We start from the raw sequence: 25001 nt of genomic DNA on the forward strand, positions 1-25001 counted from the left end.
CCACCGCGCGGGGGCGGACACTGCCTGGGGACCCGGCCGCTCAGCGAAGCCGGCGCGTTCCGCCCCGCCCCACGACCGGGCGGCCTCGCCGGCTCCGACGGCCGGCCGGGCCGGGGGGCTTCACTTCGCGCCGACCGCGTACCGGTAGGAGAACTGGACGATCTTCCAGACGGTCTCCAGCTCCTCCGCGGTCCTGGGCCCGTAGATGAGCGTCACCGGCTGCGCCGGGTGGTGCACGCCCCAGCCCGCGGCGATGACGTCGGCCTCGGCGTCCCGCGGCAGCGTCAGGTGCAGCGAGCCGTCGTGGTGGGGGTGGATGTGCGCCCACTCACGGCCCCGCTGGAAGGCCTCCACCGGGCCCGTGCCGATGCCCTCGGGGATGAAGAGGGAACGGGCGTGCGGCACCGAGACCAGCGTGGGCGCCATGTAGACGTACGGCAGCGCGCGCATCCGCTCCCACAGCTCCTCCTGCAGCATGATCGGGGAGATCTGGGAGCCCTGGCCGTGCGGAGCCGGTCCGAAGACCCTCGGCGCGGCGCCTTCACGGGGAGTCAGGATGAGCATGGCGGTGTTCCTTTCCGGCCGGTGACCCGGCCGCAGCGTGAATGCCCGACGGAGCTGCGGTACGTCAGCCCGGACGTTTCAGACGGTCGCCTTGGCGGCGAGCTGGTCGAGGACCTGGAGGATTCCGGTGACGACTTCGCTGTCGTCGCCGGGGTGGGTGTCGGCGAAGCGGGTGAGGGAGCGGGGGAGGGCGAGCCGCGCCTGTTCGAGCACGGCGGCGCCGGCGATACCGGCGGACTTGCGGGTCTCGTCCTGGGCCCAGACCCCTCCGTAACTGCCCAGGGAGGTACCGATGACGGCGACCGGCTTGCCAGTGATCGCGCCCGTCCCGTACGGACGGGACAGCCAGTCGATCGCGTTCTTCAGCACGGCGGGGATGGTGCCGTTGTACTCGGGCGAGACGAACAGCAGCGCGTCCGCCCCGGCCACCGCCTCCCGCAGGGCCGCCGCCGGGCCCGGTACGGCGCCCGCGACGTCGATGTCCTCGTTGTAGAAGGGGATTTCCGCCAGACCGGCGTGGATCTCGACGGAGACGTGCTCGGGTGCGTGCTTGACGGCCGCCTCGGCCAGCTGCCGGTTGTGCGAGCCGGCCCGGAGGCTGCCGACGAGGGCGAGGACACGCACGGTCATGGTCGGACTCCTTGCTGAGAGACCTGAGGGGGAGGCCGCGGCGGGTACCGCGAAGCTGCTCCCGACAGTAGGCAGGGGCGGCTACCGGCCGGATCAGTAAGGTTTCTGGCAGCGGCTACGTAAGCCGGCGGTTACGCAAGTCAGTGCTGCGTAAGCCGGTGCCTACGTAAGCCCGTCAGGGGCGGCGCGAGCAGCGAGGGGGGAAGCGGCACATGCTCTACGGACGGCAGACCGAGGAAGCGGCGCTGGACGCACTGCTCGACGCGGCGCGCGAGGGGCGCGGAGGCGCGCTCGTCCTGCGCGGGGAGGCGGGCATCGGCAAGTCCGCCCTGCTGGACCGCGTCTCGGAGGCGCCGTTGCACACGGTGCTGCGGGTGACCGGCTGCGAGGCGGAACGCGACCTCGTCGGCGCCGCCATGCTCCAACTGCTGTGGCCCTTGCAGGACGTGGTCGCGCGGCTGTCCGGCCCGCAGGCGGAGGCGCTGCGTACCGTACTCGGCGGTTCCGCCGTCCCCGCGGACCGGTACACCACCGGGCTCGCGCTGCTCACCCTGCTCGCCCACCTCGCCGAGTCCGGCCCGGTCCTCTGCGTGGTCGACGATGCCCAGTGGCTGGACCAGAGCAGCGCGGACGCCCTGCTGTTCGCGGCCCGCCGGCTCGACGCCGAGCCGGTGGCGCTCGTCTTCGCCGCGCGGGAGGAAGGGTTCGACGCGCGCGGTCTCCCGGAACTCTTCCTCCCCCGCCTGGACCGGCAGGCCGCCGCGAAAGTGCTCGACCGGTACCGGCTGCCCGCCCCGCGACGCGAACAGGTCCTCGAGGACGCGGACGGAAACCCTCTCGCACTCCTGGAGTTCGGCCGGAGCGACCGCACCTCAGGGCCCTCCGCCGGCCGGCACGTCACCGACCGGGTGCTCGCCTCGTTCCGCGACACGATCGCCGAACTCCCCTCCGACGTCCGGCTGCTGCTGCTCACCGCCGCCGCCGACAGCAGCCGCGACCTGGCCTCCGTACTGGCCGCCGTCGACGCGCTGGGCGGCAACGGGCCGCAGGCGCTGGAGGCGGCGGAACGGTCGGGGCTGCTCCGGATCGACGGCGTCCAGCCGGCCTTCCGGCACCCGCTGATCCGCGCCGCCGCCTACCAGAGCGCCGCCTCCGTCCAGCGGTCCCGCGTACACCGCGAGCTGGCCGGCCTGGCCGCGGACTCGGACGCCCGCGCCCGCCACCTGGCGCTGGCCGCCCTCGGACCGGACGCCTCGGTCGCCGCGGAAGTCGCCCGGGCGGCGGACCGCGCCCGGGACCGGGCCGCCCCCGCCATCGCCTGCGACCTCTACCAGCGTGCCGCGGCCCTCACCACCTCCCTGCCGGACCGCGGACGCATGCTGCGCCGCGCGGCCGCCGCGGCGGTGGGCGCCGGGGACCTGCGCCTGGCCGGAGTCCTGGCCGAACAGGCCGGCCCGCTCGCCACCACCGGAACGGACCGGGCGGCCCTCGCCGAGGTCCGCGCCGCCGTGGAGTTCGAACGCGGAGACCAGGCCGCCGCGGCGCGCCTCCTCGTCGCCGGCGCCCCGGAGGCCGAGCCCGGGCCGGCGGCGTCGATGCTGCGCACCGCGGCGACGTACGCGTGGTTCTCCGGCGACGCCGACTCCGTGCGCGCCTGCGCCGGGCTCCTCCCCGGCGACCACACCGTCCAGGGCATGGCCGGGCTGGTGGACGGCGACCACCGCGCCGGTCTCGCCGCCCTCGCCGAGGCCGTCGCCGAGGGCGGACCGGGCATGCGTCCCGTCTACGCCGCGGCCCTGCTCGGCGATGACGGCCGGACGGAGGAACTGGTCGTCGCCGAAGTGGCCCGCAGGCGCCGCGCCGGCCTGGTCGGCGGACTCCCGGAGGCCCTCCAGATGCTGGCCAGGCTCCAGGTCATCCAGGGCCGGCACCGCGACGCGGAGGCCTCGGTGGCCGAGGCCCGGGCCGTCGCCGAGGACTGCGGCATGCCCCAGCGCATCGGCCGCCTGGACGTGGCCCTCGCCCGGATCGCCGCGATCGAGGGAGACCCCGAGCGCTGCCGGCCCGTGGCCGGGGGGCCGGTCGACGGCGGGATCGCGGTCGCCTGCCTGCTCGGCCTGCTCGACCTGGGCCTGGGCCGCTACGAGGACGCCCTGGTCCGCCTGGAGTCGGCGTGGACCCGCCCGGCCCACTACATGACGGCCCTGGTGGCCGCGACCGGCGACCTCGTCGAGGCCGCGGTACGCCTCGGTGCCCCCGAACGCGCCCGGCTCCCGTGGCAGCGCCTGGTGTCCTGGGCGGAGGCCGGGGGCCAGCCCTGGGCCCGGGCCCTCGCGCTGCGCTGCGAGGCGCAGCTGACGGGACGGGAGGACGCGTACGCGGAGGCCGAAGCGCTCCACGGGAAGAGCGGGCGCCCCTTCGAGGCCGCCCGCACCCTGCTGGTCCACGGCGAGTGGCTGCGCCGCGCCCGCCGCCAGGCGGAGGCCCGGGCCCGCCTGCACGAAGCCCTGGAGATCTTCGAGCGCCTGCAGGCCACCCCCTGGGCCGACCGCACCCGCGCCGAACTCCGCGCCGCGGGCGAGTCCGCCACCCCGGCCGTCCCCACCGCCCGCGCCCTCGCCGACCGCCTCACCCCGCAGGAGCTCCAGGTGGTCCGCCTGGCGGCGGAGGGCCGCAGCAGCCGCGAGGTGGCCGCCCTTCTCTTCCTGAGCCCGCGCACGGTGGAGCACCACCTGTACAAGGCCTACCCGAAGCTGGGCATCCGCTCCCGCACGGAACTGGCCCGCCTGAACCTGGACTGACGGCCGGGGGGCGCGAAAAGTCCGGCTACCCGGGGGTCAATGGTCAGCGGCGGGACGCGGGACGCCCTGGAAGACCTGGCTGGTGTGCCAGGACCGGTGGGCCGCGGCGACGGGGCGGGTGCCGGGTTGAGGGCCGATGAGCGGCCGGCCCGCGAGCGCCATGACGTGCTGGCGGGCCGCTGGGCTGTGGCCGACGAAGCGCTGCGAGACGAGGATGCGGTGGCCGCCGCCGACACCGAGGACTCCCTTGTCGAACAGCTTGTGGTGCAGCGAACACAGGCACAGCCCGTTGTCGACCTCGTCGGGGCCACCGAACGCCCACCAGTGCACGTGTGCGGCCTCCAGCCCGACCGGCGCCGTCCCGATCCGTCCGTCGTAGCCGCAGAAGGCGCACTGGTACTCGTAGGCCGTCAACACCAGCTCCCGCATCCGCCGGTCCCGCTGCCTCGGCACCGTCGAGAGCCGTCCGGTTTCCGCCGGCTCCAGCTCCAGTCCGATCGCTTCGCACAGTTCGCCGTGGAGGGAAGGCGGGAAGTGCAGGTCGAGCAGTACGCGTGCCATCCGTTCGAGCAACGACGGCTCCCGCCGCAGCGCCGCCCGCAGCTCTGGCACCAGCCGCCCCGCGGCCCCGGCAGCCCGCAGTTCCCTCACCCCGCTGCCGGGACTGCCGGGTCCGCGGCTGGTGCGCACCTCCCACACACCGTCGCTGACCAGATGGTGGAAGGGGTAGGCGGGCGTCGTCTGGTTGGACGGGCCGTACTCGGCCAGCAGCCGCTTGAGGTCCTCCTCCACCGCGCTGTAACGCAGCTCGCCGTCGGCGTCCTGCTGGAAGCGGCCGAGGGCGTAGAGGAAGAGCAGAGGCTTGTGCGGAGCGCGTGCCCCGCCCCTGGTCCACTGCCTCAACTTCGCGGTCCGCTCCAGCCAGTCCATGACGAGTGATCGTATGGGGGCCGCGCGAAACACCGATCCGGGCGTAGTGAGACCAATGCTGAGACCGCGTGCACGACGAAGGGTCCGACCGCTGAGCGGTCGGACCCTGACCTGCGGCGGAGCGTTCGTGACGGCCCCATCCGGAAAGCGCCGGACGGGGCCGACTGAGACCAGAACCGAGACAGGGCGGGGCTCTGCCCAGACTGATTCACCTGGCGGGTTTCCGCTGCTCGGCCTTCCACTCGCTTTCGAGCCGCTTTCGCCACCCCTTCGGCGGGGGCCAGGGGACGCCCCAAGCGGAGAGCTGGTCCCTGGTCCAGCCACCTGCAGGTGTGCGCATGGCTTCGATCTCGTACGGAGAAGGAATGACAACGCCTGCTGCGGGTGTGGCAGCGACCTCCGGGGAATCCAGGAGATCGATCAATGAGCCGGGGTCATCCGACTCCAGAGGAGCAAGAGGGGTGGCAGGATCGCGCATCCGAAGGCGATACGGGCGGATGGACCACGACCAGCCACGCTTCAAGATCAGGGCAGACATGGTCAGAGAGTCCACCTCCAGATCGCCCAGTGCGGCACGTACCTGGGGCCATGTCAGTTCGCCGTGCGCCTTCAGTGCTGCGGTCAGCGCGGTGTCCACTCGGGGGTCGACGGATCGGTTCTCAAGGAGCCTGAGTGTGCGGTTCCCGTCGGTGGCGATGAGTCCCCAGCCCCGGTCGCGGCAGAAGGCTTCGACCGCACGGTATTTGGCGACGTTGACGGCCATCGCCATCTCGTAGAGCGGCTTCACCTCGATGAGGATGCACTGGCCGTCGACCGTGGCCATGAGCAGATCCGGGTAGTAGGTGCGCTGCCGCCCGGCGAACCGGTAGCTGATCGCAAGAGGCTGTTCCTGGTAGTACGCGACCTGAGGGGCGAAGCTGAGCAGCTGGATCACCCGTAGTTCCGTGTCCGACTCGTACGCCACCTCCCGGCCCAGCTTCGGGCAGTGCCACTTCCCGAAGTCCCCCCTGCCGCCCTTCTCCCTGAGCACCTCCAGCTCTTCACGCGCCGGCGCCGGCTCAGCCTTCCCGAACCAGTTCACGTCAGCGGACAGCGCATCCCAGCGCCGGGCAGCGCGGTCGACGCGCCCCTGCCGCGCTGTTTCGCGACGAGTGGCCTCGTGGCGCAACATGCGCACCGTGGCGGCCTCGGCGGCAAGGTTCTCCGCACGCACCTTGTCGGCGCCGGCCAGACGGGCCAGCAGTGGCGCCGCTTGTCGCGGCGCCACCGAGGGAAGCAGCGCGTCGGCCAAGTCGAGCAGCCGTTCCGCTGCCGTCGGCCCCGGGCTCGGTGGCACACGGTCCACGCAGCTCAGCTCTGCCAGCACCGCGCGCATCTTCCGCGACGCCGGGCCGACGGTGCGGCCCATGCTGCGGATGGCCCGTGTCTGCAGCTGACGAACCCGTTCTCGGGATACGCCGAGGGCTTCGGCGATCTTCTCCAGCGTGTCAGCCGACTGGTCGTGCAGACCGAGGCGCCGGGAAAGGACCTCCCGGTCTCGTTCCTCGACGATCTCTCCCACGGCGGCGGCAAGCAGCTCACGCAACACCAGCAGCACGTCCGCGTCCCGCTCGGCGACGCGGTTCCAGTCGGCCGTCAAACCCACGGCACCTGGACACACGCATTCCAGCAGCCACTCGTCCAGCAGCAGTCGGGTGTCGGCCTGCCACAACCGCCGGGCTGCCGCTCGTCGCACGTCGGAGGTCACCGCCGCCAGATCGTGCACCACTGTGCGAGCGAGGAAGACGTCGCGGCGTTCGGGACGAAGAACGTGACCGGTCGCCTCCTCCCAATCAGCCAGCACCTCGGCACCATCTGCCTCACTCCGCTGTTCGGCAGGGGTGGGGACGCGGTCGTTACGTCCCGGACGCTCGCGCCGCTCCTGGCGGCGGTCGTCCAGAACGCTCTGCCACGAGTACGTGGGGTCGACGGCCAGCCGAGCCCGTAACCATCCCAGCGGCTCATCTGCGGCCGGTTCGGGAACCATCCGAGCCAAGCGCGCACGGATGGCACCTGTCGTACGCCCGTGCCGCTCGGCAAGCCCTTGCAGAGAGACTCCCTCCCGCACGCTGTCGACAAGCCGGGCGTCCTCTGCCTCACGCCACGCTCGACCGCGCCTTGATTCGGATACCTGCTCCTGCACTCGCCACCCCCCGATTCCGCGACTGTGCGGGCAGTATGCCCCTCCGCACCAACGACCAGAATCGAGACCAGGGAAGCGTGACTGATCAAGGAGTGCCGAGCTTCACGCCGAGGCAGTCGCTACAGCCCCACCGCCATCCGCGGCGGTCCCGGAACCGCACGCCGTCACGCCGGTCGAGCGGGCCGCCTCTGCGGCCTTGGGCTGCCCAGCGTGGGAGCTGGGGTTCCGGAGGCAACTGAGCCCACGAACGACGAAGGACCCGGCCGCGATGCGGTCGGGTCCTTCGTTTGCCCTGGCGGGCGAGTGCGGAGGATACGAGATTCGAACTCGTGAGGGGTTGCCCCCAACACGCTTTCCAAATGTTCGTACGGGGGTCCGGTGGGGGCTGTACCCATCCTGGCCTGCGACGGAGCGTTCTCCTGGCCTTCGTGTGGACGGCCCCGGACGGAGGTGAATGCAACCAGAACTGCAACTACTGCTCGGCTACTTACGGCCCTCAGGGCCGTACCACTGAACGGGCTGGCCGGTTACTGCGGCGATGCAGTCGAAGTCGTGGTCACAGTGCAGGAGGGTGAGCCCCTGCAGCTCGGCAGTCGCTGCGACGACGAGGTCGACCGCACCTGCGCTGCGGTGCTTGCCTTGCTTGGTGAGGGCCTCCTGGACCTGCCAGGCGCGGCCGTAGGCGCGGTCGTCGACGGGAACCCAGCCCAAGAGCAGTCGCATGTCCTCAATGCCGCGCGCCCGGTCGGCTGCCGACCGGGCGCTGTAGAAGAACTCCAGCTCCGTGATGGGGCACGTGGCGATCAGGCCGGCGGCTGCCGCCTGGTCCCAGCCGTACTGCTCCGCGTCGCCCCGCATAAAGCGGGCGAGGGCGCTGGTGTCGATCAGGTAGAGCGCTGCGTTCACCGTCGGTAGTTCCGCTTGTCCTCGAAGAGCGTCAGATCGAATGCGCCCTCGTCGGCCGCGGCGCGCAGGCGGGTCAGGGCCAGCGCGCGCCGCCTGCTCTCCAGCACCTCGCGCAGGGCGGTGTTGACCGTCTCCTTCTTGGTGCTGGTCCCCAGAGCCTTGGCCACGTCCGCGACCAGCTCGTCATCGAGGTCGATCACCGTACGACTCATGGTACACCTCCTTGATATCAAGTATGGAGAAAAGTATACCTCCGATAGTTCATCGCTGTGCTGCGTTCTCTTCCTCGCGGCTGTCGGGTGTCCGCAGCGGCTCGGGTGGAGGCCGGAGGGGTGTGAACGGGCTGCACTCTGTCCGGGTGGGGGTGTCGGAGTCCGCTCGGTGCGGAAGGGTGGAGCGCCCGGGTGTTCGTCGGTCGGGCGTGAGCCGCGGCCGGTCGGCTCCCTCGTGGTCCGCGGCTCCACGGGATGCGACGCCTGCCCCTCGTGCCGCGAGCGCCTGTTCCGGGCTCGTATCGGCATTGCGAGCGTGGAGCGCTCCCGACTCGGCGCGAGACTGTTGGAATGCGCCTTATGTCGGATATAAATGCAACCCGAACTGCAACCAGGGCACGGCGAAGAGCCGGACCGCAATCAGCGGTCCGGCTCTTCGTTTCGCCTGTTCAGGCGGCTGCGGAGGATACGAGATTCGAACTCGTGAGGGGTTGCCCCCAACACGCTTTCCAAGCGTGCGCCCTAGGCCTCTAGGCGAATCCTCCGCCGCAAACAATACAAGACGTTGAGGGGTGCTCGCGAACACGATCCGGATCGGTGGTCCGGATCCGGATCGGCCGGGGGACCGGCTCGATTCCGGGGGGTCGTATCCGCTAGGGTGGGGGGCAGCCCCTCACGTGGCGCTATCTCACCCAACTCCCCCAGGGCCGGAAGGCAGCAAGGGTAAGTGGGCTCTGGCGGGTGCGTGGGGGGCGCTTTGCGTTCTCGGGCGGGCGGTCCGGGGGCGTCGGCGGGCCGCTGTTGTCGGTGGGCCCGGATAACCTCGTAGACGTGTCGTCCCTTGCGCTGTACCGCCGCTATCGCCCCGAGTCGTTCTCCGAGGTCATCGGGCAGGAGCATGTCACTGCCCCGCTGATGCAGGCCCTGCGGAACAACCGGGTCAACCACGCGTACCTGTTCAGCGGCCCGCGCGGCTGTGGAAAGACGACCAGCGCCCGCATCCTCGCCCGGTGTCTGAACTGCGAGCAGGGCCCGACCCCCGACCCCTGCGGGGAGTGCCAGTCCTGTCGTGACCTGGCCCGCAACGGGCCGGGATCGATCGACGTGATCGAGATCGACGCCGCCTCGCACGGTGGTGTGGACGACGCCCGTGACCTGCGCGAGAAGGCATTCTTTGGGCCGGCGTCGAGCCGGTACAAGATCTACATCATCGACGAGGCCCACATGGTCACCTCGGCGGGCTTCAACGCCCTGCTGAAGGTGGTCGAGGAGCCGCCGGAGCACCTCAAGTTCATCTTCGCGACCACCGAGCCCGAGAAGGTCATCGGGACGATCCGGTCCAGGACGCACCACTACCCCTTCCGGCTCGTGCCGCCGGGGACGCTGCGCGAGTACCTCGGCGAGGTCTGCGGGCGCGAGGGGGCGCGGGTCGAGGACGGGGTGCTGCCGCTCGTCGTGCGCGCCGGCGCCGGGTCGGTGCGTGACTCCATGTCCGTCATGGACCAGCTCCTCGCCGGTGCCGGCGAGGAGGGTGTGACGTATGCCATGGCCACCTCCCTGCTCGGCTATACGGAGGGATCGCTGCTCGATTCCGTCGTGGACGCCTTCGCCGCCGGGGACGGGGCCGCCGCCTTCGAGGTCGTGGACCGGGTGGTGGAGGGCGGGAACGACCCGCGCCGGTTCGTCGCCGACCTGCTCGAGCGGCTGCGCGACCTGGTGATCCTGGCCGCCGTGCCCGACGCCGGGGAGAAGGGGCTGATCGACGCCCCCGCCGATGTCGTGGAGCGGATGCAGGCCCAGGCGTCGGTGTTCGGGGCCGCCGAGCTCAGCCGTGCCGCCGACCTGGTCAACGCCGGGCTCACCGAGATGCGGGGTGCCACCTCGCCCCGGCTGCAGCTGGAGCTGATCTGCGCCCGGGTGCTGCTGCCGGCTGCCTTCGACGACGAGCGCTCCTTCCAGGCCCGGCTCGACCGGCTGGAGCGCAGCGGGCCCCCCGCCGCCTTCGCCGCGCCGCCCGTGGCCGCCGTCGCGCCCGTCGCGGCGCCCGCCATGGGGTACGTGCCCGGGCCCGAGGCGCACGCCATGGCCCCGGCCGGGCCCGGCGGCGGGGTCGCCGCCGCGCGTGCCGCCGTACGGGGTCCCGGGCCGGAGGCCGCAGCGGAGGCCCCGCCCGCGCAGGCTCCCGCCCCGGCTCCGGCTGCCGCCCCGGCCGCCGTGCAGGCCCCCGCCCCGGCTGCCGCCCCCGCGCAGGCGCCCGGCGCCTGGCCCGGGGCCGCGCAGCCCGGCAGCGGCGCGCCCGCGCGCGGTGCCTGGCCCGGGGCCGCCGCCCCGGCCGCCCCCGCCCCGGCCGCCCCCGTGACCCCCGCCGCCGGGGCGTGGCCCAGCGCCGCCGTGCCCGACAGCGGCACACCGGCACCGGCCACCCCCGCCCCTGCCCCCGCCCCCGCCTCCGCCCCCGCGGCCTCCGCCTCCGCGCCGACGGCCGCCGCGCCCTCCGCCGACATGGCCGCCGGAGTCGGGCAGGTCCAGGCGATGTGGCCCGGCGTCCTGGAGGCCGTCAAGAACCGCCGGCGCTTCACCTGGATCCTGCTCAGCCAGAACGCCCAGGTCACCGGCTTCGACGGCACCACCCTCCAGCTCGGCTTCCCCAACGCCGGAGCCCGCGACAACTTCGCGAGCAGCGGCAGCGAGGATGTCCTGAAGGCGGTCCTGGCCGAGCAGTTCCAGGTCAACTGGAAGATCGACGCCGTGGTGGGCGGGGGCGGCGCGGCCCCGGCCGCGCCCTCCTCGTACTCCTCCTACTCCGCCCCGGCCGCCCCCGCCTACAGCCCGCCCCCCGCCCCCCAGGACCGGCCGGCCCAGGCGCCGCCCCAGCAGCCGCAGGCCCCCGCCCACCAGCCGCCGCCCCAGCAGCAGGCTTCCGCGCCGCGGCCGCCCGTACAGCAGGCGCCCCCGCCGGTCGCCCCCGAGGACGACGTACCCGAGGAGGACGACCCGGACCTCGTGGACAGCGCCCTGACCGGACACGAGCTGATCGTGCGCGAGCTCGGAGCGACCGTTGTGGAGGAATACACGAATGAGTAGCCCCTGCTGATTGGGTGGCCGCACGAAACCGGCCGCGCCGTCCGGGCTACCCTGGGCGGCGTGAAGGTCCTCGTCATCGGCGGCGGCGCCCGCGAACACGCCCTGTGCCGCTCTCTGTCCCTCGACCCCGACGTCTCCGCGCTGTACTGCGCCCCCGGCAACGCCGGGATCGCCGAGGTGGCCGAGCTGCGTCCGGTGGACGCCCTCGACGGCGCCGCGGTCGCCGCCCTCGCCACCGAACTCGGCGCCGGCCTGGTCGTCGTCGGACCGGAGGCGCCCCTGGTCGCCGGTGTCGCGGACGCCGTCCGCGCGGCCGGCATCCCGGTCTTCGGCCCGTCCGCGGAGGCCGCGCAGCTGGAGGGTTCCAAGGCCTTCGCCAAGGACGTGATGGCCGCGGCCGGGGTGCCGACCGCGCGCAGCTACGTCTGCACCACCGCCGAGGAGGTCGACGCGGCCCTCGACGCCTTCGGCGCCCCGTACGTGGTCAAGGACGACGGCCTGGCCGCCGGCAAGGGCGTCGTGGTCACCGAGGACCGGGCCGCCGCCCGCGCCCACGCGCTGGCCTGCGAGCGGGTCGTCATCGAGGAGTACCTCGACGGCCCCGAGGTCTCCCTCTTCGCCATCACCGACGGCGTCACCGTGCTGCCCCTCCAGCCCGCGCAGGACTTCAAGCGCGCGCTCGACGGCGACGAGGGCCCCAACACCGGCGGCATGGGCGCGTACTCGCCGCTCCCGTGGGCCGACCCGAAGCTGGTCGACGAGGTCATGGAACTGGTCCTCCAGCCGACCGTCGACGAGCTCCGCCGCCGCGGCACCCCCTTCTCCGGGCTCCTCTACGCGGGTCTGGCCATCACCAGCCGCGGCACCCGCGTCATCGAGTTCAACGCCCGCTTCGGCGACCCCGAGACCCAGGTGGTCCTGGCCCGGCTGCGCACCCCGCTGGCGGGCGTGCTGCTGAACGCCGCGAACGGCACCCTGAACGCCCTCCCGCCGCTGAACTGGAGCGACGACGCGGCCGTCACCGTGGTCATCGCCTCGCACAACTACCCGGACACCCCGCGCACCGGTGACCCGATCGAGGGCCTCGACGAGGTGGCCGCGCAGGACGCGCCCGACGCGTACGTGCTGCACGCCGGGACCCGGCGCGAGGGCGACGCGGTGGTCAGCGCGGGCGGCCGCGTGCTCTCGGTGACGGCGACCGGTTCCGATCTGGCGCAGGCGCGCGAGAAGGCGTATAAGGCCGTCGGACGGATCAGGCTGGACGGCTCGCAGCACCGCACGGACATCGCCGCCAAGGCGGCCGAAGGCCGCTGACCAGCACGGCTGTCACGAGGCGGGCCCGGGGGCGCGAAGACGCGCACCGGGCCCGCGCGTGTATGCGCGTGCGACTGCATCCAGCCGCCTTCGAACGCACCCACCTTTACCCAAAGCCATTCCATCGGGTGATCGTCCCCCGGAGTGCCTGACTGCCGCGCCCGCCCCAACTAGGGTGCGGCGCAAGCATTCCGGCACATGGCCCACCGGCATTGCGATGTCAGTGGCGGGTGTCACAGTGGGGGAGTGAGCAAAGCCGCCGCAGGGCAGAGGGGGTGAGGTCCGGTCGTGTCCGGAACCGGTTCGAACGCAGAAGTGGGCGCGCCGTCCGCGCGGTCGCGGGCCCTCGCCGTGCTGCGGGTCCGCAGCAGAGCCATGGCCGTCGTGCTGCTGCCCGCCGCCGTCGCGGTGGTGCTCCTCGCCGCCCGCATGACGGGCCGGCTGGCCGGGGACCCCTGGCCGGCGGTGACCCTGGCCGTCTGCGCGGTGGCCGCGCTGGTGCTGCTGGCGGGCGGGATATTCGGCGCGGTGGTGCTGCGCGCGGGTCCCGCCGTGACCCCGACGGTGCCACTGCCCGAGGCCGCCGCCCCCGATCTCTACCGGCTCGTGCGGGACCTCGCCGACCGGATGGACGTCCCGGCGCCCTCGGCGATAGCGCTGACCCCGGACTGCGACAGCTGGCTGGAGGACCGCACCCATGCGGCCCACCGCCGGTCCGGCATAGGCACCGGCCCGGAGTCCGAGCCCGGCGCGGCCCCCGTGCTGGTGATCGGCTCGCCGTTCCTGTGGTGGATGAGGGTCGCGGAGCTACGGGCCGTCCTCGCGCCCGTCGTCGCCGGTACGGGTCCCTCCGCGCACCCGGACATAGCCGACGCGCGCGGCTTCGTACGGGGGCTCGACGCGGCGGTGGACGTGGGCGGCAGGCGCGGGCTGGGGTGGATCGCCCGCCCGGCCCGGCTGCTGCTGCGGCTGTGCCGGACGGACGCCGCCGAGATGGAGCGCGGGGTGGCCGCGGCCGCCTCCGACCGCGCACAGGACGTGGACTACGCGCTGCGCATCGCCGCCCAGGAGCAGGTCGGTCTCGCCTACGCGGGCTGGGACCGGCTGCTGACCCGGGTCGCGCTGCCGGCCTGGCGGATGGGCCGCTGGCCGGCGCACCTCGACGTCGGGGTGGTCTCCGCCCTGACCGAACTGTCCCGGCGGGACCGGCTGGCCGAGGGGTTCACCTCGCGGCTCGGCGAGCGCCCCGCCTGCGACCTGCTGGAGCAGCCGGGAGTGGTCGACGAGGCCGCCTCCCTGCTGGCGGCCCGGCTGTTCCACGGCGGCCCCGCCGAGGCGGGACCCGACTGGGCGCCGGTGGACTGGGCGGCCTACCCGCGGGAGGTCGTGGACCGGAAGTGGCGTACCGAGGCGGCCCGCCTGCACGCCGCCCTGGACGCCCTGTCGGTCCCGGCCGGCCCGGCACCGTCCGCGGCCGCTCCGGCCCGGCCGGACCGCTCCCGGCCGCCGGGGAAGCCGGTCCCGGTGACCACGGGAGCCCCCGCCCAGGCCGGAGCCCCAGGGTCCGCGAGCGCCGGCCCCGGCCAACCCGCCGGCCCCGCCACGGCCTCCACCACGGCCGCCGACCGGGCCGCCCTCGGCGAACCGGCGTCCCCGGGCGGGCCGACGCTGGAGCGGATCCTCGGCTACCTCACCGACCCCTCGGGGGACGGCGCTGCCGGAGACGCCCTCGCCGGGCGGCTCAGCGGCGACCTGGCCCGGGAGGAACGTGCCGCCGGAGCCGGGAGCCCCCGGCCGCGCGGCGGCGCGGACACGCTGCCGCTGTTCCCCCTCCAGCCCCCGCGCAGCGGCCGCGACCTGCTGGCGGACCACGTCACCGCCCTGGTGTGCTGCGCCGCCGTGGACTCGGCCGGCGCGGGCCCCGGCCTGGACTGGCTGGACGGGCCCGTACTGCTCGTCGGCGGCGAGCGCCGCGCGGACCTCGCCCCCCGGGTGCTCTCCCTCGTGGAGGACGGGGACCCGGAGCCCCTGCGCGACTGGCTCGACGAACTGGGCGTACCCCCCGAGAAGCCCGTCCGCCTCCTCTGACCCACCGCCACCCCCGCCCCGCCCCGGCCCGCACGGTCACCGCCACCCCCGCCCCGGCCCGCACGGTCACCGCCACCCCCGCACCGCCCCGGCGCGCACGGCGCCCGGCGCGTCCCGAGCGGCGCGCTACGTTCCGGTCACGTCAATTCACGACGAACGGTGACGGAGTGAGTGCGTTATGTGATGTGCTTGGGACCGGTCGCGGATGGGTGTCCGAAAACCCGCCGCGCACCGACGGGAGCACACGTTCGGGGGATGAGGGAGGGGAACGGTATGGGTGCGGACCAGATCCGGCGCTGGGAGTCGGGCGCGCTCGCGCACGCGGTGAACGACCCCTTCGGCCAGGGGCCCCTGCCCTGGTTCCGGGGCAGCGAGGTGTACTTCGACGACACCGGGCAGGTCGTGCCCTGGTACGTGGGCCCGGCGCTCGCCGTCCCCGGCCAGAACCCCCGCGGCGGCCCCCGCACCGCCGACGACGTCCACCGGCAGATCAAGGGCTTCGCCTCCACCGGAGCCGTCGCCCCCGGCGAGGCCATCGACTTCCACATCACGGTCGACCCGCCCCAGCAGTTCTCCGTCGACGTCTACCGGATCGGCCACTACGGCGGGGACGGCGCCTCCAAGATCACCACCAGCCCCCGGCTGTCCGGCATCGTCCAGCCGCCCCCGCTCACCGCCGACCGCACCGTCTCCTGCCACCACTGGTGGCTCTCCTGGCGCCTCCAGGTCCCCTCGTACTGGAGCATCGGCGCGTACGTGGCCGTCCTCACCACCGCCGACGGCTACCGCTCCCACATCCCCTTCACGGTCCGCGACGACCACCCCGCCGATCTCCTGCTCCTGCTACCGGACATCACCTGGCAGGCCTACAACCTCTACCCCGAGGACGGCCGCACCGGCGCCAGCCTCTACCACGCCTGGGACGAGCAGGGCCGGCTCCTCGGCGAGCGCGACGCCGCCACCACCGTGTCCTTCGACCGCCCCTACGCGGGCGCCGGCCTCCCCCTGCACGTCGGCCACGCCTACGACTTCATCCGCTGGGCCGAGCGCTACGGCTACGACCTCGCCTACGCCGACACCCGCGACCTGCACGCCGGCCGCATCGACCCGACCCGCTACCGGGGCCTGGTCTTCCCCGGCCACGACGAGTACTGGTCGGTCCCCATGCGCCGCACCGTCGAGCGCGCCCGCGACCACGGCACCTCCCTCGTCTTCCTCTCCGCCAACACCATGTACTGGCAGGTCGAGCTGTCCCCGTCGCCCTCCGGCGTCGAGGACCGGCTCCTGACCTGCCGAAAACGCCGCGGCCCCGGCCGCCCCAGCCTGTGGCGCGAGATCGACCGCCCCGAACAGCAGCTGCTCGGCATCCAGTACGCGGGCCGGGTCCCCGAGCCCGCGCCGCTGATCGTCCGCAACGCCTCCCACTGGCTCTGGGACTCCACCGGCGCCGCCGAGAACGACGAGCTGGACGGGATGGTGGCGGGCGAGGCCGACCGCTACTTCCCGCGCGTCCAGCTCCCCGAGCACCAGGACCGGATCCTGCTCGCGCACTCCCCCTACCTCGACGGCGAAGGGGCCAAGCGGCACCAGGAGACCTCCCTGTACCGGGCCCCGAGCGGGGCGCTGGTCTTCGCGTCCGGCACCTTCGCCTGGTCCCCGGCGCTCGACCGCCCGGGGCACGTGGACGAGCGGGTCCAGCGGGCCACGGCCAACCTCCTCGACCGGATCTGCAAGCGGGACTGAGCGACCCCCTGACCGGTGCACGGGGGCCCGTACGGGAGAATGGGGGCGCGCTCGTACAGAACCACAGGGAGACCCCGTGTCCGGATTCGTCGAAAAGCCCGAGCCGGTGCAGGTGCCCGGCCTCGTCCACCTCCACACCGGCAAGGTCCGCGACCTCTACCGGGACGAGGACGGCCGGCTCGTCATGGTCGCCAGCGACCGCATCTCCGCCTTCGACTGGGTGCTGCCCACCGAGATCCCGGACAAGGGCCGCGTCCTGACCCAGCTCTCCCTGTGGTGGTTCGACCAGCTCGCGGACCTGGTCCCCAACCACGTCCTCGGCACCGAGCCGCCCGCGGGCGCCCCCGCCGACTGGGCCGGCCGCACCCTGATCTGCCAGAACCTCAAGATGGTGCCCGTCGAGTGCGTGGCCCGCGGATACCTCACCGGTTCCGGCCTGGCCGAGTACCGGCAGAGCCGCACGGTCTGCGGACTGGCGCTCCCCGAGGGCCTCGTCGACGGCTCCGAGCTGCCCGCCCCGATCTTCACCCCGGCCGCCAAGGCCGAGGTCGGCGAGCACGACGAGAACGTCTCCTACGAGGAAGTCGCGCGCACCACGGGCGCCGAGACGGCCGCGATGCTGCGCCAGACCACCCTCGCCGTGTACTCCCGGGCGCGCGAGATCGCCCGGGAACGCGGGATCATCCTGGCGGACACCAAGTTCGAGTTCGGCTTCGACGAGGACGGGCGGCTGGTCGCCGCCGACGAGGTCCTCACCCCCGACTCCTCCCGCTTCTGGCCCGCCGACCTGTGGGAGCCGGGCCGCGCGCAGCCGTCCTTCGACAAGCAGTTCGTCCGCGACTGGCTGACCTCCCCGGCCTCCGGCTGGGACCGCCACGGCGAACTCCCCCCGCCGGCCCTCCCGCAGGAGGTCGCCGAGCGGACGTCCGCCAAGTACGTCGAGGCCTACGAGCGCCTCACCGGCCAGTCCTGGGCCTCGGTCACCGGCGCCTGAGGAACGACGAAGGCCCCGATCGGGGATCGGGGCCTTCGCACTCTGAGCGGACAACGCGACTCGAACGCGCGACATCCACCTTGGCAAGGTGGTGCTCTACCAACTGAGCTATGTCCGCACTGCGCCGTAACGCGAGAACTACTATACCCAACCCCGCTGCCGAGCCAAACGCACCGCCGTGTGCCGGTTCTCCGCGCCGAGCTTCGTCGCCGCCGACGACAGGTAGTTCCGCACGGTCCCCTGCGACAGCGAGGCCCGCTCCGCGATTTCCGCGATCGGCGCCCCGTCCGCCGCGAGTTCCAGCACCTCGGCCTCTCGGGCCGTCAGCGGCGAGTCGCCGGCGCTGATCGCGTCGGCCGCCAACTCCGGGTCCACATAACGCCCTCCGGCGTGCACGGTGCGGATCAGCTCGGCCAGCCGCTGCGCCGAGACCGTCTTCGGCGCGAAGGCCCGCACGCCCGCCGCGAGCGCCCGCTTCAGGTGCCCGGGACGGCCGTGGCTGGTCACGATCATGGTCTTGCAGTCGGGCAGTTCGGCCCGCAGCGATGTGGCGACACTCACACCGTCCGCGCCCGGCATCTGGAGGTCAAGCACCGCCACGTCCGGCCGGTGCGCCCGCGCCATCGCCAGCGCCTCCGGTCCGGAGGCCGCCTCGGCCACGACCACGAGGTCGTCCTCCAGGCCCAGCAGCGCGGCCAGCGCGCCCCGGATCAGGTGTTCGTCGTCGGCCAGCAGTACCCGTACGGGGGTCACGCCCGCACCTCCACTCGTCGTGTGTCCAGGGGGACCTCGGCCCGCAGCCGGAACCGGCCGCCCTCGGCCGGCCCCGCCAGCAGGGTCCCGTCGACCGCCGCGAGCCGCTCACGCAGCCCCGTCAGCCCGGACCCGGGCATTCCGGCGGGGGCGTCGGGCGCCCCGTCGTTCTCCACCAGCAGCGTCACCGAGTCCCCGGGCTCCGCCGCCGTCAGCCGGATCAGGCAGCTGCGCGCGTCCCCGTGCCGCAGCACGTTCGTGGTGGCCTCCCGCACCACCCAGCCCAGTGCCGACTGCACCTCGCCCGGCAGCGTCCGTACCGCCGACGTACGGAACTCCACCCGGCAGTCCATACCGGCCGCGCTCAGCACCCCGCGCGCGCCTTCCAGTTCCACCGCGAGGTCCGCCTCGCGGTACCCGCGCACCACGTCGCGCACCTCCCGCTGCGACTCGCGAGCGATGCGCTGGACCTCGATCATCTGGTCCACGGCCTCGGGGCGTTCGCGCCGTGCCAGCTGTACCGCCAGTTCGCTCTTGAGGGCGATTACCGCGAGGTTCCGGCCCATCACGTCGTGCAGGTCCCGGCCGAACCTCAGCCGCTCCTCGGCGACCGCCAGTTGGGCCTGGATTTCCCGGGCGTGGTCGAGTTCGTAGACGGTGCGCAGCAGCCATCCGGAGAACCCGCAGGTGAAGGCGAGGAAGGCGCCGGCGATCAGGACCGCGATGAAGTAGCCGACGACCTCGTCCAGGTCCAGGCCCAGCGCGGCGACGACCGCCGCGGTCCCGGCCGCGGCGGCCAGCGGCACGTACCTCATGTGCCGGACCTTCTCCAGGGTCAGTACGAGGGATCCGCAGCCGAAGCAGCTCACCCCCACCACCAGACCGGGCGCCGCGAACTCGTCGAGTGCGCCGAAGCGGCGCAGGAAGAGGAAGAGCAGGACGGCCGCGGCGGTGAGGGCCGACGTCACCACCGCGAGCCGCACGGGCGGTTCGCGGCGGCCGGACACGAAGTCCAGCGCCCTGGAGGAGAGGAAGCCGACGAGGACGGCGTGCGCGCAGACCACCAGGAAGGCCGTGACCCCGAGCGGCCGGGGAGTGTCGTTCTCCCGGCCGGTGAGGGCGACGAGCCCGAACGACACGATCTCCACGAGTACGAAGAAGTGGAAGGACCAGCGGGTGTACAGCTCGACCTTCCCCGCACTGCTGCGGTTCCCCCACCACCCGGTCAGCTTCGACACGGTCCCGTCCCCCCGGCTCTTCCTGTGACGTGCGTGACTGGCGGCCGCGCTGTCCGGCGGGACCGCCGCTGGACAGCAAACACCGTGACGATCATCCAGGCCAGCGTGGTGGCCGCAGCACCGTCTCGTGGGCCGGCGACGCCCCGTCGTCCGTCACCGTGGATCCAGCCTCGCGGCGGCGCGGAGTTCGCGGCAGTGCGCGCTGTCACGGGCCGCGATGACATTTGTCATTGAATGTGACGTGCGCCACGAGGAGTGCGGGAAGAGGGAAGCGGGAATGGCGAAGGGCCCCGATCGGATTCCGATCGGGGCCCTTCGCTCTCTGAGCGGACGACGCGACTCGAACGCGCGACATCCACCTTGGCAAGGTGGTGCTCTACCAACTGAGCTACGTCCGCATCTCGCTACGACCGGGGCCGTCGCGATGCGAGCACTACTCTACCTGATCCACAACCGTGGTCGGTAAAGCGTGCAGAGCGGGTGACAGGGATTGCACACTGCGCCTCCCCCCTGGAAGGGGGGTGTTCTGCTACTGAACTACACCCGCACGACTTCGGGGTTCCGGCCTTTCGGCCTCGCCCCTCGGCGTGATCCACACATTAGCCGATCAGAGGGGGTGCATGGCAAATCCGGGTCGCGGGACCCCTCCGGGCCGGCCGGCGGGCGGCCCGGAGGGCGACCGGTGGCCGCCCGCCCGACGCTCCGCGAGGTGGGTCAGGGGTGGGTCGGAGGTGGGTCAGTGGGCTTCCTCGTACGCCGTGTAGACGGCCTTGGGGATGCGGCCCCGAGGCGGCACGTCGTGCCCGTGGGAACGGGCCCAGGCCCGTACGACCGCCGGGTCCGGGGCGATCGACGTCATCTTGAAAGCCTTCCCCGAGCGGGACTGGCGGCGGCCCGCGGCCACGAAGGGGGCCAGGGTCTTCCGCAGTTTCTTTGCGTTGGCCTCATTGAGGTCGATCTCGTACGACTTACCGTCGAGGGCGAACGTGACCGTTTCCGCCGCTTCTCCGCCGTCGAGGTCGTCGGAGATCGTGACTACTACGCGCTGCGCCACGGATATCGGTCCCTTCGTGCGCTTCGCCGCGCGCTGACGTGCGGTGATGTCGCCTGTGTGGATGTTTCGGTGGAATGCGTCAAACCGTACCCGTCGCGGAGCGGCAAATGTCACGGTCTCGACTGATTCCTTTGTACCGCGATTCGCATTGAATTGCGAAGCCCAGTTAATTCTCCCCGCGTGTCCCGCCGCAATCCCGGGCGCGTGGTTTTCCGGTGGATTTTGCGAAGCGTTGGTGAAGCCGAAACGGCGTGCGGATCGGACCGACAGGATATCTACCCGCGTAGAAATTTCGGGCGGGTACGCTGAGGGAACCGCCTTCGCACCAACCACCTCATCGGGAGTGCCAGTGGCACGCGTCGTAGTCGACGTCATGCTCAAGCCGGAGATCCTCGACCCCCAGGGCCAGGCGGTGCAGCGTGCACTGCCGCGCCTGGGCTTCGACGGGATCGCCGACGTCCGCCAGGGGAAGCGTTTCGAACTGGAGGTGGAGGGACCGGTCGACCAGGCCGCCCTCGACCGCATCCACAAGATGGCCGAAACGTTCCTCGCCAACACCGTCATCGAAGACTTCACCGTGAAGGTCGAGGCCTGACGGTGACCACTCGCATCGGAGTCGTCACGTTCCCCGGAACGCTCGACGACCGTGACTCGCTGCGCGCCGTCCGCCTCGCGGGGGCCGAGCCGGTCTCGCTGTGGCACCGCGACAAGGACCTCCACCAGGTCGACGCGGTCGTCCTCGCGGGCGGCTTCTCCTACGGGGACTACCTGCGCGCCGGAGCCATCTCCCGGTTCTCGCCGGTGATGGAGACCATCATCGAGCAGGCCAAGGCCGGCATGCCCGTCCTCGGCATCTGCAACGGCTTCCAGGTCCTCACCGAGGCCCACCTGCTGCCGGGGGCGATGCTCCGCAACAACCACCTCCACTTCATCTGCCGCGACCAGAAGCTGCGGGTGGAGAACACGGAGAGCGCGTGGACCGGCGACTACACCGCCGGCCAGGAGATCTCCGTACCGCTCAAGAACATGGACGGCCGGTACGTCGCCGACGAGCGCACGCTCGACGAACTGGAGGCCGAAGGCCGAGTGGCCTTCCGGTACGTCGACGTGAACCCGAACGGCTCGCTGCGCGACATCGCCGGCATCACCAACGCCGCGGGGAACGTCGTCGGCCTCATGCCGCACCCCGAGCACGCGGTCGAGCCGCTGATCGGGACCGGCCGCACCGACGGCCTCCCGTTCTTCACGTCGGTCCTGAAGAAGCTGGTCAGCGCATGAGCCTCGACACCGTAAAGAACGCCACCGAGACGCCGGACGCCTCCCAGCCGTGGAGGGAGCTCGGCCTCAAGGAGGACGAGTACGCCCGGATCCGCGAGATCCTCGGCCGCCGCCCCACCGGCGCCGAACTCGCCATGTACTCCGTCATGTGGTCCGAGCACTGCTCGTACAAGAGCAGCAAGGTCCACCTGAAGCAGTTCGGCGAGAAGGTCCCCCAGAACGACGCCATGCTCGTCGGCATCGGCGAGAACGCCGGCGTCGTCGACGTCGGCCAGGGCTACGCGGTCACCTTCAAGGTGGAGTCGCACAACCACCCCTCGTACATCGAGCCCTACCAGGGCGCGGCCACCGGCATCGGCGGCATCGTCCGCGACATCCTCGCCATGGGCGCCCGCCCCGTCGCCGTCGTCGACCCGCTGCGCTTCGGCGCGGCCGACCACCCCGACACCAAGCGCGTCCTGCCGGGCGTCGTCGCGGGCATCGGCGGCTACGGCAACTGCCTGGGCCTGGCCAACATCGGCGGCGAGGTCGTCTTCGACGCCTGCTACCAGGGCAACCCGCTGGTCAACGCCGGCTGCATCGGCGTGATGAAGCACGAGGACATCCACCTCGCCAAGGCCTCCGGCCCCGGCAACAAGGTCATCCTCTACGGCGCCCGCACCGGCGGCGACGGCATCGGCGGCGTCTCGGTCCTCGCGTCCGAGACCTTCGACGACACCAAGCCGACCAAGCGCCCCGCCGTCCAGGTCGGCGACCCCTTCCAGGAGAAGCTCCTCATCGAGTGCACCCTGGAGATCTTCAAGGAGAAGCTGGTCGCGGGCATCCAGGACCTCGGCGGCGCCGGGCTCTCCTGCGCCACGAGCGAGCTGGCCTCCGCCGGTTCCGGCGGCATGCGCGTCGAGCTCGACACGGTCCCGCTGCGCGACGCGACGCTCTCGCCCGAGGAAATCCTCATGAGCGAGTCGCAGGAGCGCATGTGCGCGATCGTCGAGCCGCAGTACGTCGACCGCTTCATGGAGATCTGCGAGAAGTGGGACGTCATCGCCACGGTCATCGGTGAGGTGACCGACGGCGAGCGCCTGGAGATCTTCTGGCACGGCGAGCAGATCGTGGACGTGCCCCCGGGCACCGTCGCCCACGAGGGCCCGGTCTACCACCGCCCCTACGCCCGTCCCACGTGGCAGGACGCCCTCCAGGCCGACGACGCGGGCGCCCTGCCCCGCCCGCAGACCTCGGAAGAGCTCCGCGCGCAGGTCCTGGCGCTGGTCTCCTCCCCGAACCAGGCCTCGAAGTCCTGGGTCACCGACCAGTACGACCGCTTCGTGCAGGGCAACACCGTCCTGGCGCAGCCCGAGGACGCGGGCATGGTCCGCATTGACGAGGAGTCCAACCTCGGCGTCGCCATGGCCACCGACGGCAACGGCCGCTACGCCAAGCTCGACCCGTACGCGGGTGCGCAGCTCGCGCTGGCGGAGTCGTACCGCAACGTCGCCGCGACCGGCGCGAAGCCGCTCGCGATCTCGAACTGCCTGAACTTCGGCTCCCCCGAGGACCCGGACGTCATGTGGCAGTTCGCCGAGGCCACCCGCGGCCTCGCCGACGGCTGCCTCGAGCTGGGCACCCCGGTGACCGGCGGCAACGTCTCCCTCTACAACCAGACGGGCGAGGTCGCGATCCACCCGACCCCGGTCGTGGCGGTCCTCGGCGTCATCGACGACGTCAACCGCCGTACGCCGATGGCGTTCGCGGAGGCCGGCCAGCTGCTGTACCTGCTGGGCGACACGGCCGAGGAGTTCGGCGGCTCGGCCTGGTCCCAGGTCGTCCACGACCACCTGGGCGGCCTGCCGCCGAAGGTGGACCTGGCGCGCGAGAAGCTGCTCGCCGAGATCCTGATCTCGTCCTCCCGCGACGGCATGATCGACGCGGCCCACGACCTGTCGGACGGCGGCCTCATCCAGGCGCTCACCGAGTCCTGCCTCAAGGGCGGCAACGGTGCGCGGATCGTGGTCCCGGAGGGCCTGGACGCGTTCACCTTCCTGTTCTCCGAGTCCGCGGGCCGCGCCGTCGTGGCCGTCCCGCGCAGCGAGGAGCTCCGCTTCACCGACATGTGCGGCGCACGCGGCCTGCCCGCCACCCGCATCGGTGTGGTGGACGGCCAGGAGATCGAGATCCAGGGCGAGTTCACCCTGCCCCTGGCCGAGCTCCGCGAGGCCCACGAGGCGACGATCCCGGCCCTGCTGGCCTGATCCCGCCGTTCTTCCCACGGGCCCCCGGCCGGATTCCCTCCGGCCGGGGGCCCGCGGCGTTGGCGGCGCCGCCCGACGGGGCGCGTGCGGCTGCCCCGGGACCGCCCCGGCGAGGTGCGCGAGGCCCACGCCCGCTGCCGGGGCCCGAGTAGGGTCGGGGCATGCCGCCCGCCAGGAAGAAGCCGCGTACGTACGACCAGGCGAAGATCCGCACCGCGATCACCGCGCAGTTCGGGCACGTCGCCGCCGCCGTGGGGGAGTTGACCCCCGAGCAGCTGACGCGGCCCAGCGGGCTCGGGGAGTGGTCCGTGGCCGAACTCGCCGCGCACATCGCCTGGGTCGCGGACTCGCTGGCGTCCGGCCTGGCCCGGCCGCCCGCCGCCGTCGCCGAGCTGACCGCCGTCGAGTGGCCGTTCGCCACCGCCTCCCTCGCCGGGAAGATCTCCGAGGCCGCCCGCGAGACCCTCGGCGGGGAGCCGCTGCCCCACCTGTACGAGCGGGCGGCGGCCCGGATGGCGCAGGCGCTGGACGCGAACCGGGGCAGCCGGGTGCTGGACCTGTGGATCGGGGACATGACCCTGGCCGATTTCCTGGTCACCCGGACGGTGGAGCTGGTGGTCCACACCGACGACCTGAACCGCGCCGCCGGACTGGACGTCCCGGTCGAGCGGCAGGCCCTGGCCGCCTGTACGCGGCTGCTCGCCGACGCCCTCGCGCTCAAGGCGCCCGGCGGTTCCGTCGAGGTGCGGATCCCGCCCTTCGCGGTCGTCCAGTGCGTCGAGGGCCCCCGCCACACGCGCGGCACCCCGCCGAACGTGGTGGAGACCGACCCGCTGACCTGGGTGCGGCTCGCGACGGGCCGTACCGGCTGGGCCGCGGAGCTGGACGCGGCCCGGGTCAGCGCCAGCGGCGAGCGGGCCGACCTGTCCGCGCTGCTGCCCCTGATGAGCTGAGGGGGGAACCGGGCCGGGACCGGGCCCGTCC

The 25001-nt window shown here is 72.7% G+C and carries 19 protein-coding genes, 4 tRNA genes and 1 other RNA gene; 11 read left to right on the forward strand and 13 right to left on the reverse strand.

What is annotated here, in order from left to right; translation table 11 throughout:
• Positions 1-120 precede the first annotated feature (120 nt).
• Together ACZ51S_RS10875 and ACZ51S_RS10880 are read right to left on the reverse strand one after the other, a co-directional pair.
• Positions 121-564: a luciferase domain-containing protein gene (locus ACZ51S_RS10875; protein WP_388932445.1), complete on the reverse strand. Its 444-nt coding sequence runs from the start codon at positions 562-564 to the stop codon at positions 121-123.
• Positions 565-642: 78 nt separating this feature from the next.
• Positions 643-1194: an NAD(P)H-dependent oxidoreductase gene (locus tag ACZ51S_RS10880; protein ID WP_468960526.1), complete on the reverse strand. Its 552-nt coding sequence runs from the start codon at positions 1192-1194 to the stop codon at positions 643-645.
• Between the two features lie 212 nt (positions 1195-1406).
• On the opposite strand from ACZ51S_RS10880, the gene ACZ51S_RS10885 reads away from it, so the two are divergent.
• Positions 1407-3995, forward strand: a complete 2589-nt coding sequence (locus ACZ51S_RS10885; protein ID WP_468475241.1) for an AAA family ATPase — start codon at positions 1407-1409, stop codon at positions 3993-3995.
• A 36-nt stretch (positions 3996-4031) separates the two neighbouring features.
• On the opposite strand, the gene ACZ51S_RS10890 is transcribed toward ACZ51S_RS10885, so the two are convergent.
• The 5 genes from ACZ51S_RS10890 to ACZ51S_RS10910 all read right to left on the reverse strand — a co-directional run bounded on the left by ACZ51S_RS10890 (position 4032) and on the right by ACZ51S_RS10910 (position 8770).
• A complete protein-coding gene (locus tag ACZ51S_RS10890; protein ID WP_468960529.1) occupies positions 4032-4925 on the reverse strand; it encodes a phosphorothioated DNA-binding restriction endonuclease in 894 nt (297 codons plus the stop codon).
• Between the two features lie 208 nt (positions 4926-5133).
• On the reverse strand, positions 5134-6951 hold the full coding sequence (locus ACZ51S_RS10895; RefSeq protein WP_468960531.1) for a TnsA endonuclease N-terminal domain-containing protein: 1818 nt from the start codon (positions 6949-6951) through the stop codon (positions 5134-5136).
• 639 nt (positions 6952-7590) lie between these two features.
• On the reverse strand, positions 7591-8013 hold the full coding sequence (locus ACZ51S_RS10900; RefSeq protein ID WP_468960533.1) for a PIN domain-containing protein: 423 nt from the start codon (positions 8011-8013) through the stop codon (positions 7591-7593).
• Positions 8010-8225: a type II toxin-antitoxin system VapB family antitoxin gene (locus ACZ51S_RS10905; protein WP_028797722.1), complete on the reverse strand. Its 216-nt coding sequence runs from the start codon at positions 8223-8225 to the stop codon at positions 8010-8012. Before ACZ51S_RS10905 ends, ACZ51S_RS10900 begins: the two co-directional genes overlap by 4 nt.
• A gap of 460 nt (positions 8226-8685) precedes the next feature.
• Positions 8686-8770: transfer RNA gene (locus ACZ51S_RS10910), tRNA-Ser, on the reverse strand.
• Between the two features lie 119 nt (positions 8771-8889).
• Here ACZ51S_RS10910 and ffs point away from each other — a divergent pair.
• From ffs to ACZ51S_RS10940, 6 genes are all read left to right on the forward strand, one after another.
• An RNA gene (gene ffs, locus ACZ51S_RS10915) (signal recognition particle sRNA small type) lies at positions 8890-8988 on the forward strand.
• A 68-nt stretch (positions 8989-9056) separates the two neighbouring features.
• Positions 9057-11309 carry a DNA polymerase III subunit gamma and tau gene (locus tag ACZ51S_RS10920; RefSeq protein ID WP_468960535.1) on the forward strand — a complete coding sequence of 751 codons (2253 nt, stop codon included), beginning with the start codon at positions 9057-9059 and terminating at the stop codon, positions 11307-11309.
• A gap of 60 nt (positions 11310-11369) precedes the next feature.
• Positions 11370-12623: a phosphoribosylamine--glycine ligase gene (purD, locus tag ACZ51S_RS10925; RefSeq protein WP_468475246.1), complete on the forward strand. Its 1254-nt coding sequence runs from the start codon at positions 11370-11372 to the stop codon at positions 12621-12623.
• 288 nt (positions 12624-12911) lie between these two features.
• Positions 12912-14711, forward strand: coding sequence for a M48 family metalloprotease (locus ACZ51S_RS10930; protein WP_468960537.1), 1800 nt, complete (start codon positions 12912-12914; stop codon positions 14709-14711).
• Positions 14712-14984: 273 nt separating this feature from the next.
• Positions 14985-16454: a N,N-dimethylformamidase beta subunit family domain-containing protein gene (locus ACZ51S_RS10935; protein WP_468475248.1), complete on the forward strand. Its 1470-nt coding sequence runs from the start codon at positions 14985-14987 to the stop codon at positions 16452-16454.
• A 76-nt stretch (positions 16455-16530) separates the two neighbouring features.
• Positions 16531-17448 carry a phosphoribosylaminoimidazolesuccinocarboxamide synthase gene (locus tag ACZ51S_RS10940; RefSeq protein ID WP_468960540.1) on the forward strand — a complete coding sequence of 306 codons (918 nt, stop codon included), beginning with the start codon at positions 16531-16533 and terminating at the stop codon, positions 17446-17448.
• 45 nt (positions 17449-17493) lie between these two features.
• On the opposite strand, the gene ACZ51S_RS10945 is transcribed toward ACZ51S_RS10940, so the two are convergent.
• The 6 genes from ACZ51S_RS10945 to ACZ51S_RS10970 form a co-directional block, all read right to left on the reverse strand.
• A tRNA-Gly gene (locus tag ACZ51S_RS10945) sits at positions 17494-17566 on the reverse strand.
• A 23-nt stretch (positions 17567-17589) separates the two neighbouring features.
• Positions 17590-18201: a response regulator gene (locus tag ACZ51S_RS10950; RefSeq protein WP_468164283.1), complete on the reverse strand. Its 612-nt coding sequence runs from the start codon at positions 18199-18201 to the stop codon at positions 17590-17592.
• Positions 18198-19439, reverse strand: coding sequence for a sensor histidine kinase (locus ACZ51S_RS10955; protein WP_468475250.1), 1242 nt, complete (start codon positions 19437-19439; stop codon positions 18198-18200). The genes ACZ51S_RS10950 and ACZ51S_RS10955 overlap by 4 nt, the downstream gene beginning before the upstream one ends.
• 325 nt (positions 19440-19764) lie before the next feature.
• Positions 19765-19837 (reverse strand) — tRNA-Gly (locus tag ACZ51S_RS10960).
• Between the two features lie 77 nt (positions 19838-19914).
• Positions 19915-19986, reverse strand: a tRNA-Gly gene (locus ACZ51S_RS10965).
• Positions 19987-20175: 189 nt separating this feature from the next.
• Positions 20176-20493: a histone-like nucleoid-structuring protein Lsr2 gene (locus tag ACZ51S_RS10970; RefSeq protein WP_388932402.1), complete on the reverse strand. Its 318-nt coding sequence runs from the start codon at positions 20491-20493 to the stop codon at positions 20176-20178.
• A 349-nt stretch (positions 20494-20842) separates the two neighbouring features.
• On the opposite strand from ACZ51S_RS10970, the gene purS reads away from it, so the two are divergent.
• From purS to ACZ51S_RS10990, 4 genes are all read left to right on the forward strand, one after another.
• A complete protein-coding gene (purS, locus tag ACZ51S_RS10975) occupies positions 20843-21088 on the forward strand; it encodes a phosphoribosylformylglycinamidine synthase subunit PurS (RefSeq protein WP_042801325.1) in 246 nt (81 codons plus the stop codon).
• A gap of 2 nt (positions 21089-21090) precedes the next feature.
• Complete coding sequence (gene purQ, locus ACZ51S_RS10980; protein ID WP_467885068.1) at positions 21091-21771, forward strand: phosphoribosylformylglycinamidine synthase subunit PurQ; 681 nt, start codon at positions 21091-21093, stop codon at positions 21769-21771.
• Positions 21768-24017 (forward strand): phosphoribosylformylglycinamidine synthase subunit PurL, encoded by a 2250-nt coding sequence (gene purL / locus ACZ51S_RS10985; RefSeq protein WP_468479742.1) that lies wholly within the window; start codon positions 21768-21770, stop codon positions 24015-24017. Before purQ ends, purL begins: the two co-directional genes overlap by 4 nt.
• A 161-nt stretch (positions 24018-24178) precedes the next feature.
• The gene (locus tag ACZ51S_RS10990) at positions 24179-24970 is read left to right on the forward strand and encodes a maleylpyruvate isomerase family mycothiol-dependent enzyme (RefSeq protein ID WP_468479741.1); all 792 of its coding nucleotides are present in this window, start codon (positions 24179-24181) and stop codon (positions 24968-24970) included.
• The last annotated feature ends 31 nt before the right edge of the window (positions 24971-25001 follow it).

Source organism: Streptomyces sp. NPDC034043 (genome assembly GCF_055575675.1).

Bases quoted from the DNA above. Each gene is read 5' to 3' on its own strand.
- ACZ51S_RS10875 (WP_388932445.1), bottom strand. From the start codon at position 564: ATGCTCATCCTGACTCCCCGTGAAGGCGCCGCGCCGAGGGTCTTCGGA.
- ACZ51S_RS10880 (WP_468960526.1), bottom strand. From the start codon at position 1,194: ATGACCGTGCGTGTCCTCGCCCTCGTCGGCAGCCTCCGGGCCGGCTCG.
- ACZ51S_RS10885 (WP_468475241.1), top strand. From the start codon at position 1,407: ATGCTCTACGGACGGCAGACCGAGGAAGCGGCGCTGGACGCACTGCTC.
- ACZ51S_RS10890 (WP_468960529.1), bottom strand. From the start codon at position 4,925: ATGGACTGGCTGGAGCGGACCGCGAAGTTGAGGCAGTGGACCAGGGGC.
- ACZ51S_RS10895 (WP_468960531.1), bottom strand. From the start codon at position 6,951: ATGGTTCCCGAACCGGCCGCAGATGAGCCGCTGGGATGGTTACGGGCT.
- ACZ51S_RS10905 (WP_028797722.1), bottom strand. From the start codon at position 8,225: ATGAGTCGTACGGTGATCGACCTCGATGACGAGCTGGTCGCGGACGTG.
- ACZ51S_RS10935 (WP_468475248.1), top strand. From the start codon at position 14,985: ATGGGTGCGGACCAGATCCGGCGCTGGGAGTCGGGCGCGCTCGCGCAC.
- purL (WP_468479742.1), top strand. From the start codon at position 21,768: ATGAGCCTCGACACCGTAAAGAACGCCACCGAGACGCCGGACGCCTCC.
- ACZ51S_RS10990 (WP_468479741.1), top strand. From the start codon at position 24,179: ATGCCGCCCGCCAGGAAGAAGCCGCGTACGTACGACCAGGCGAAGATC.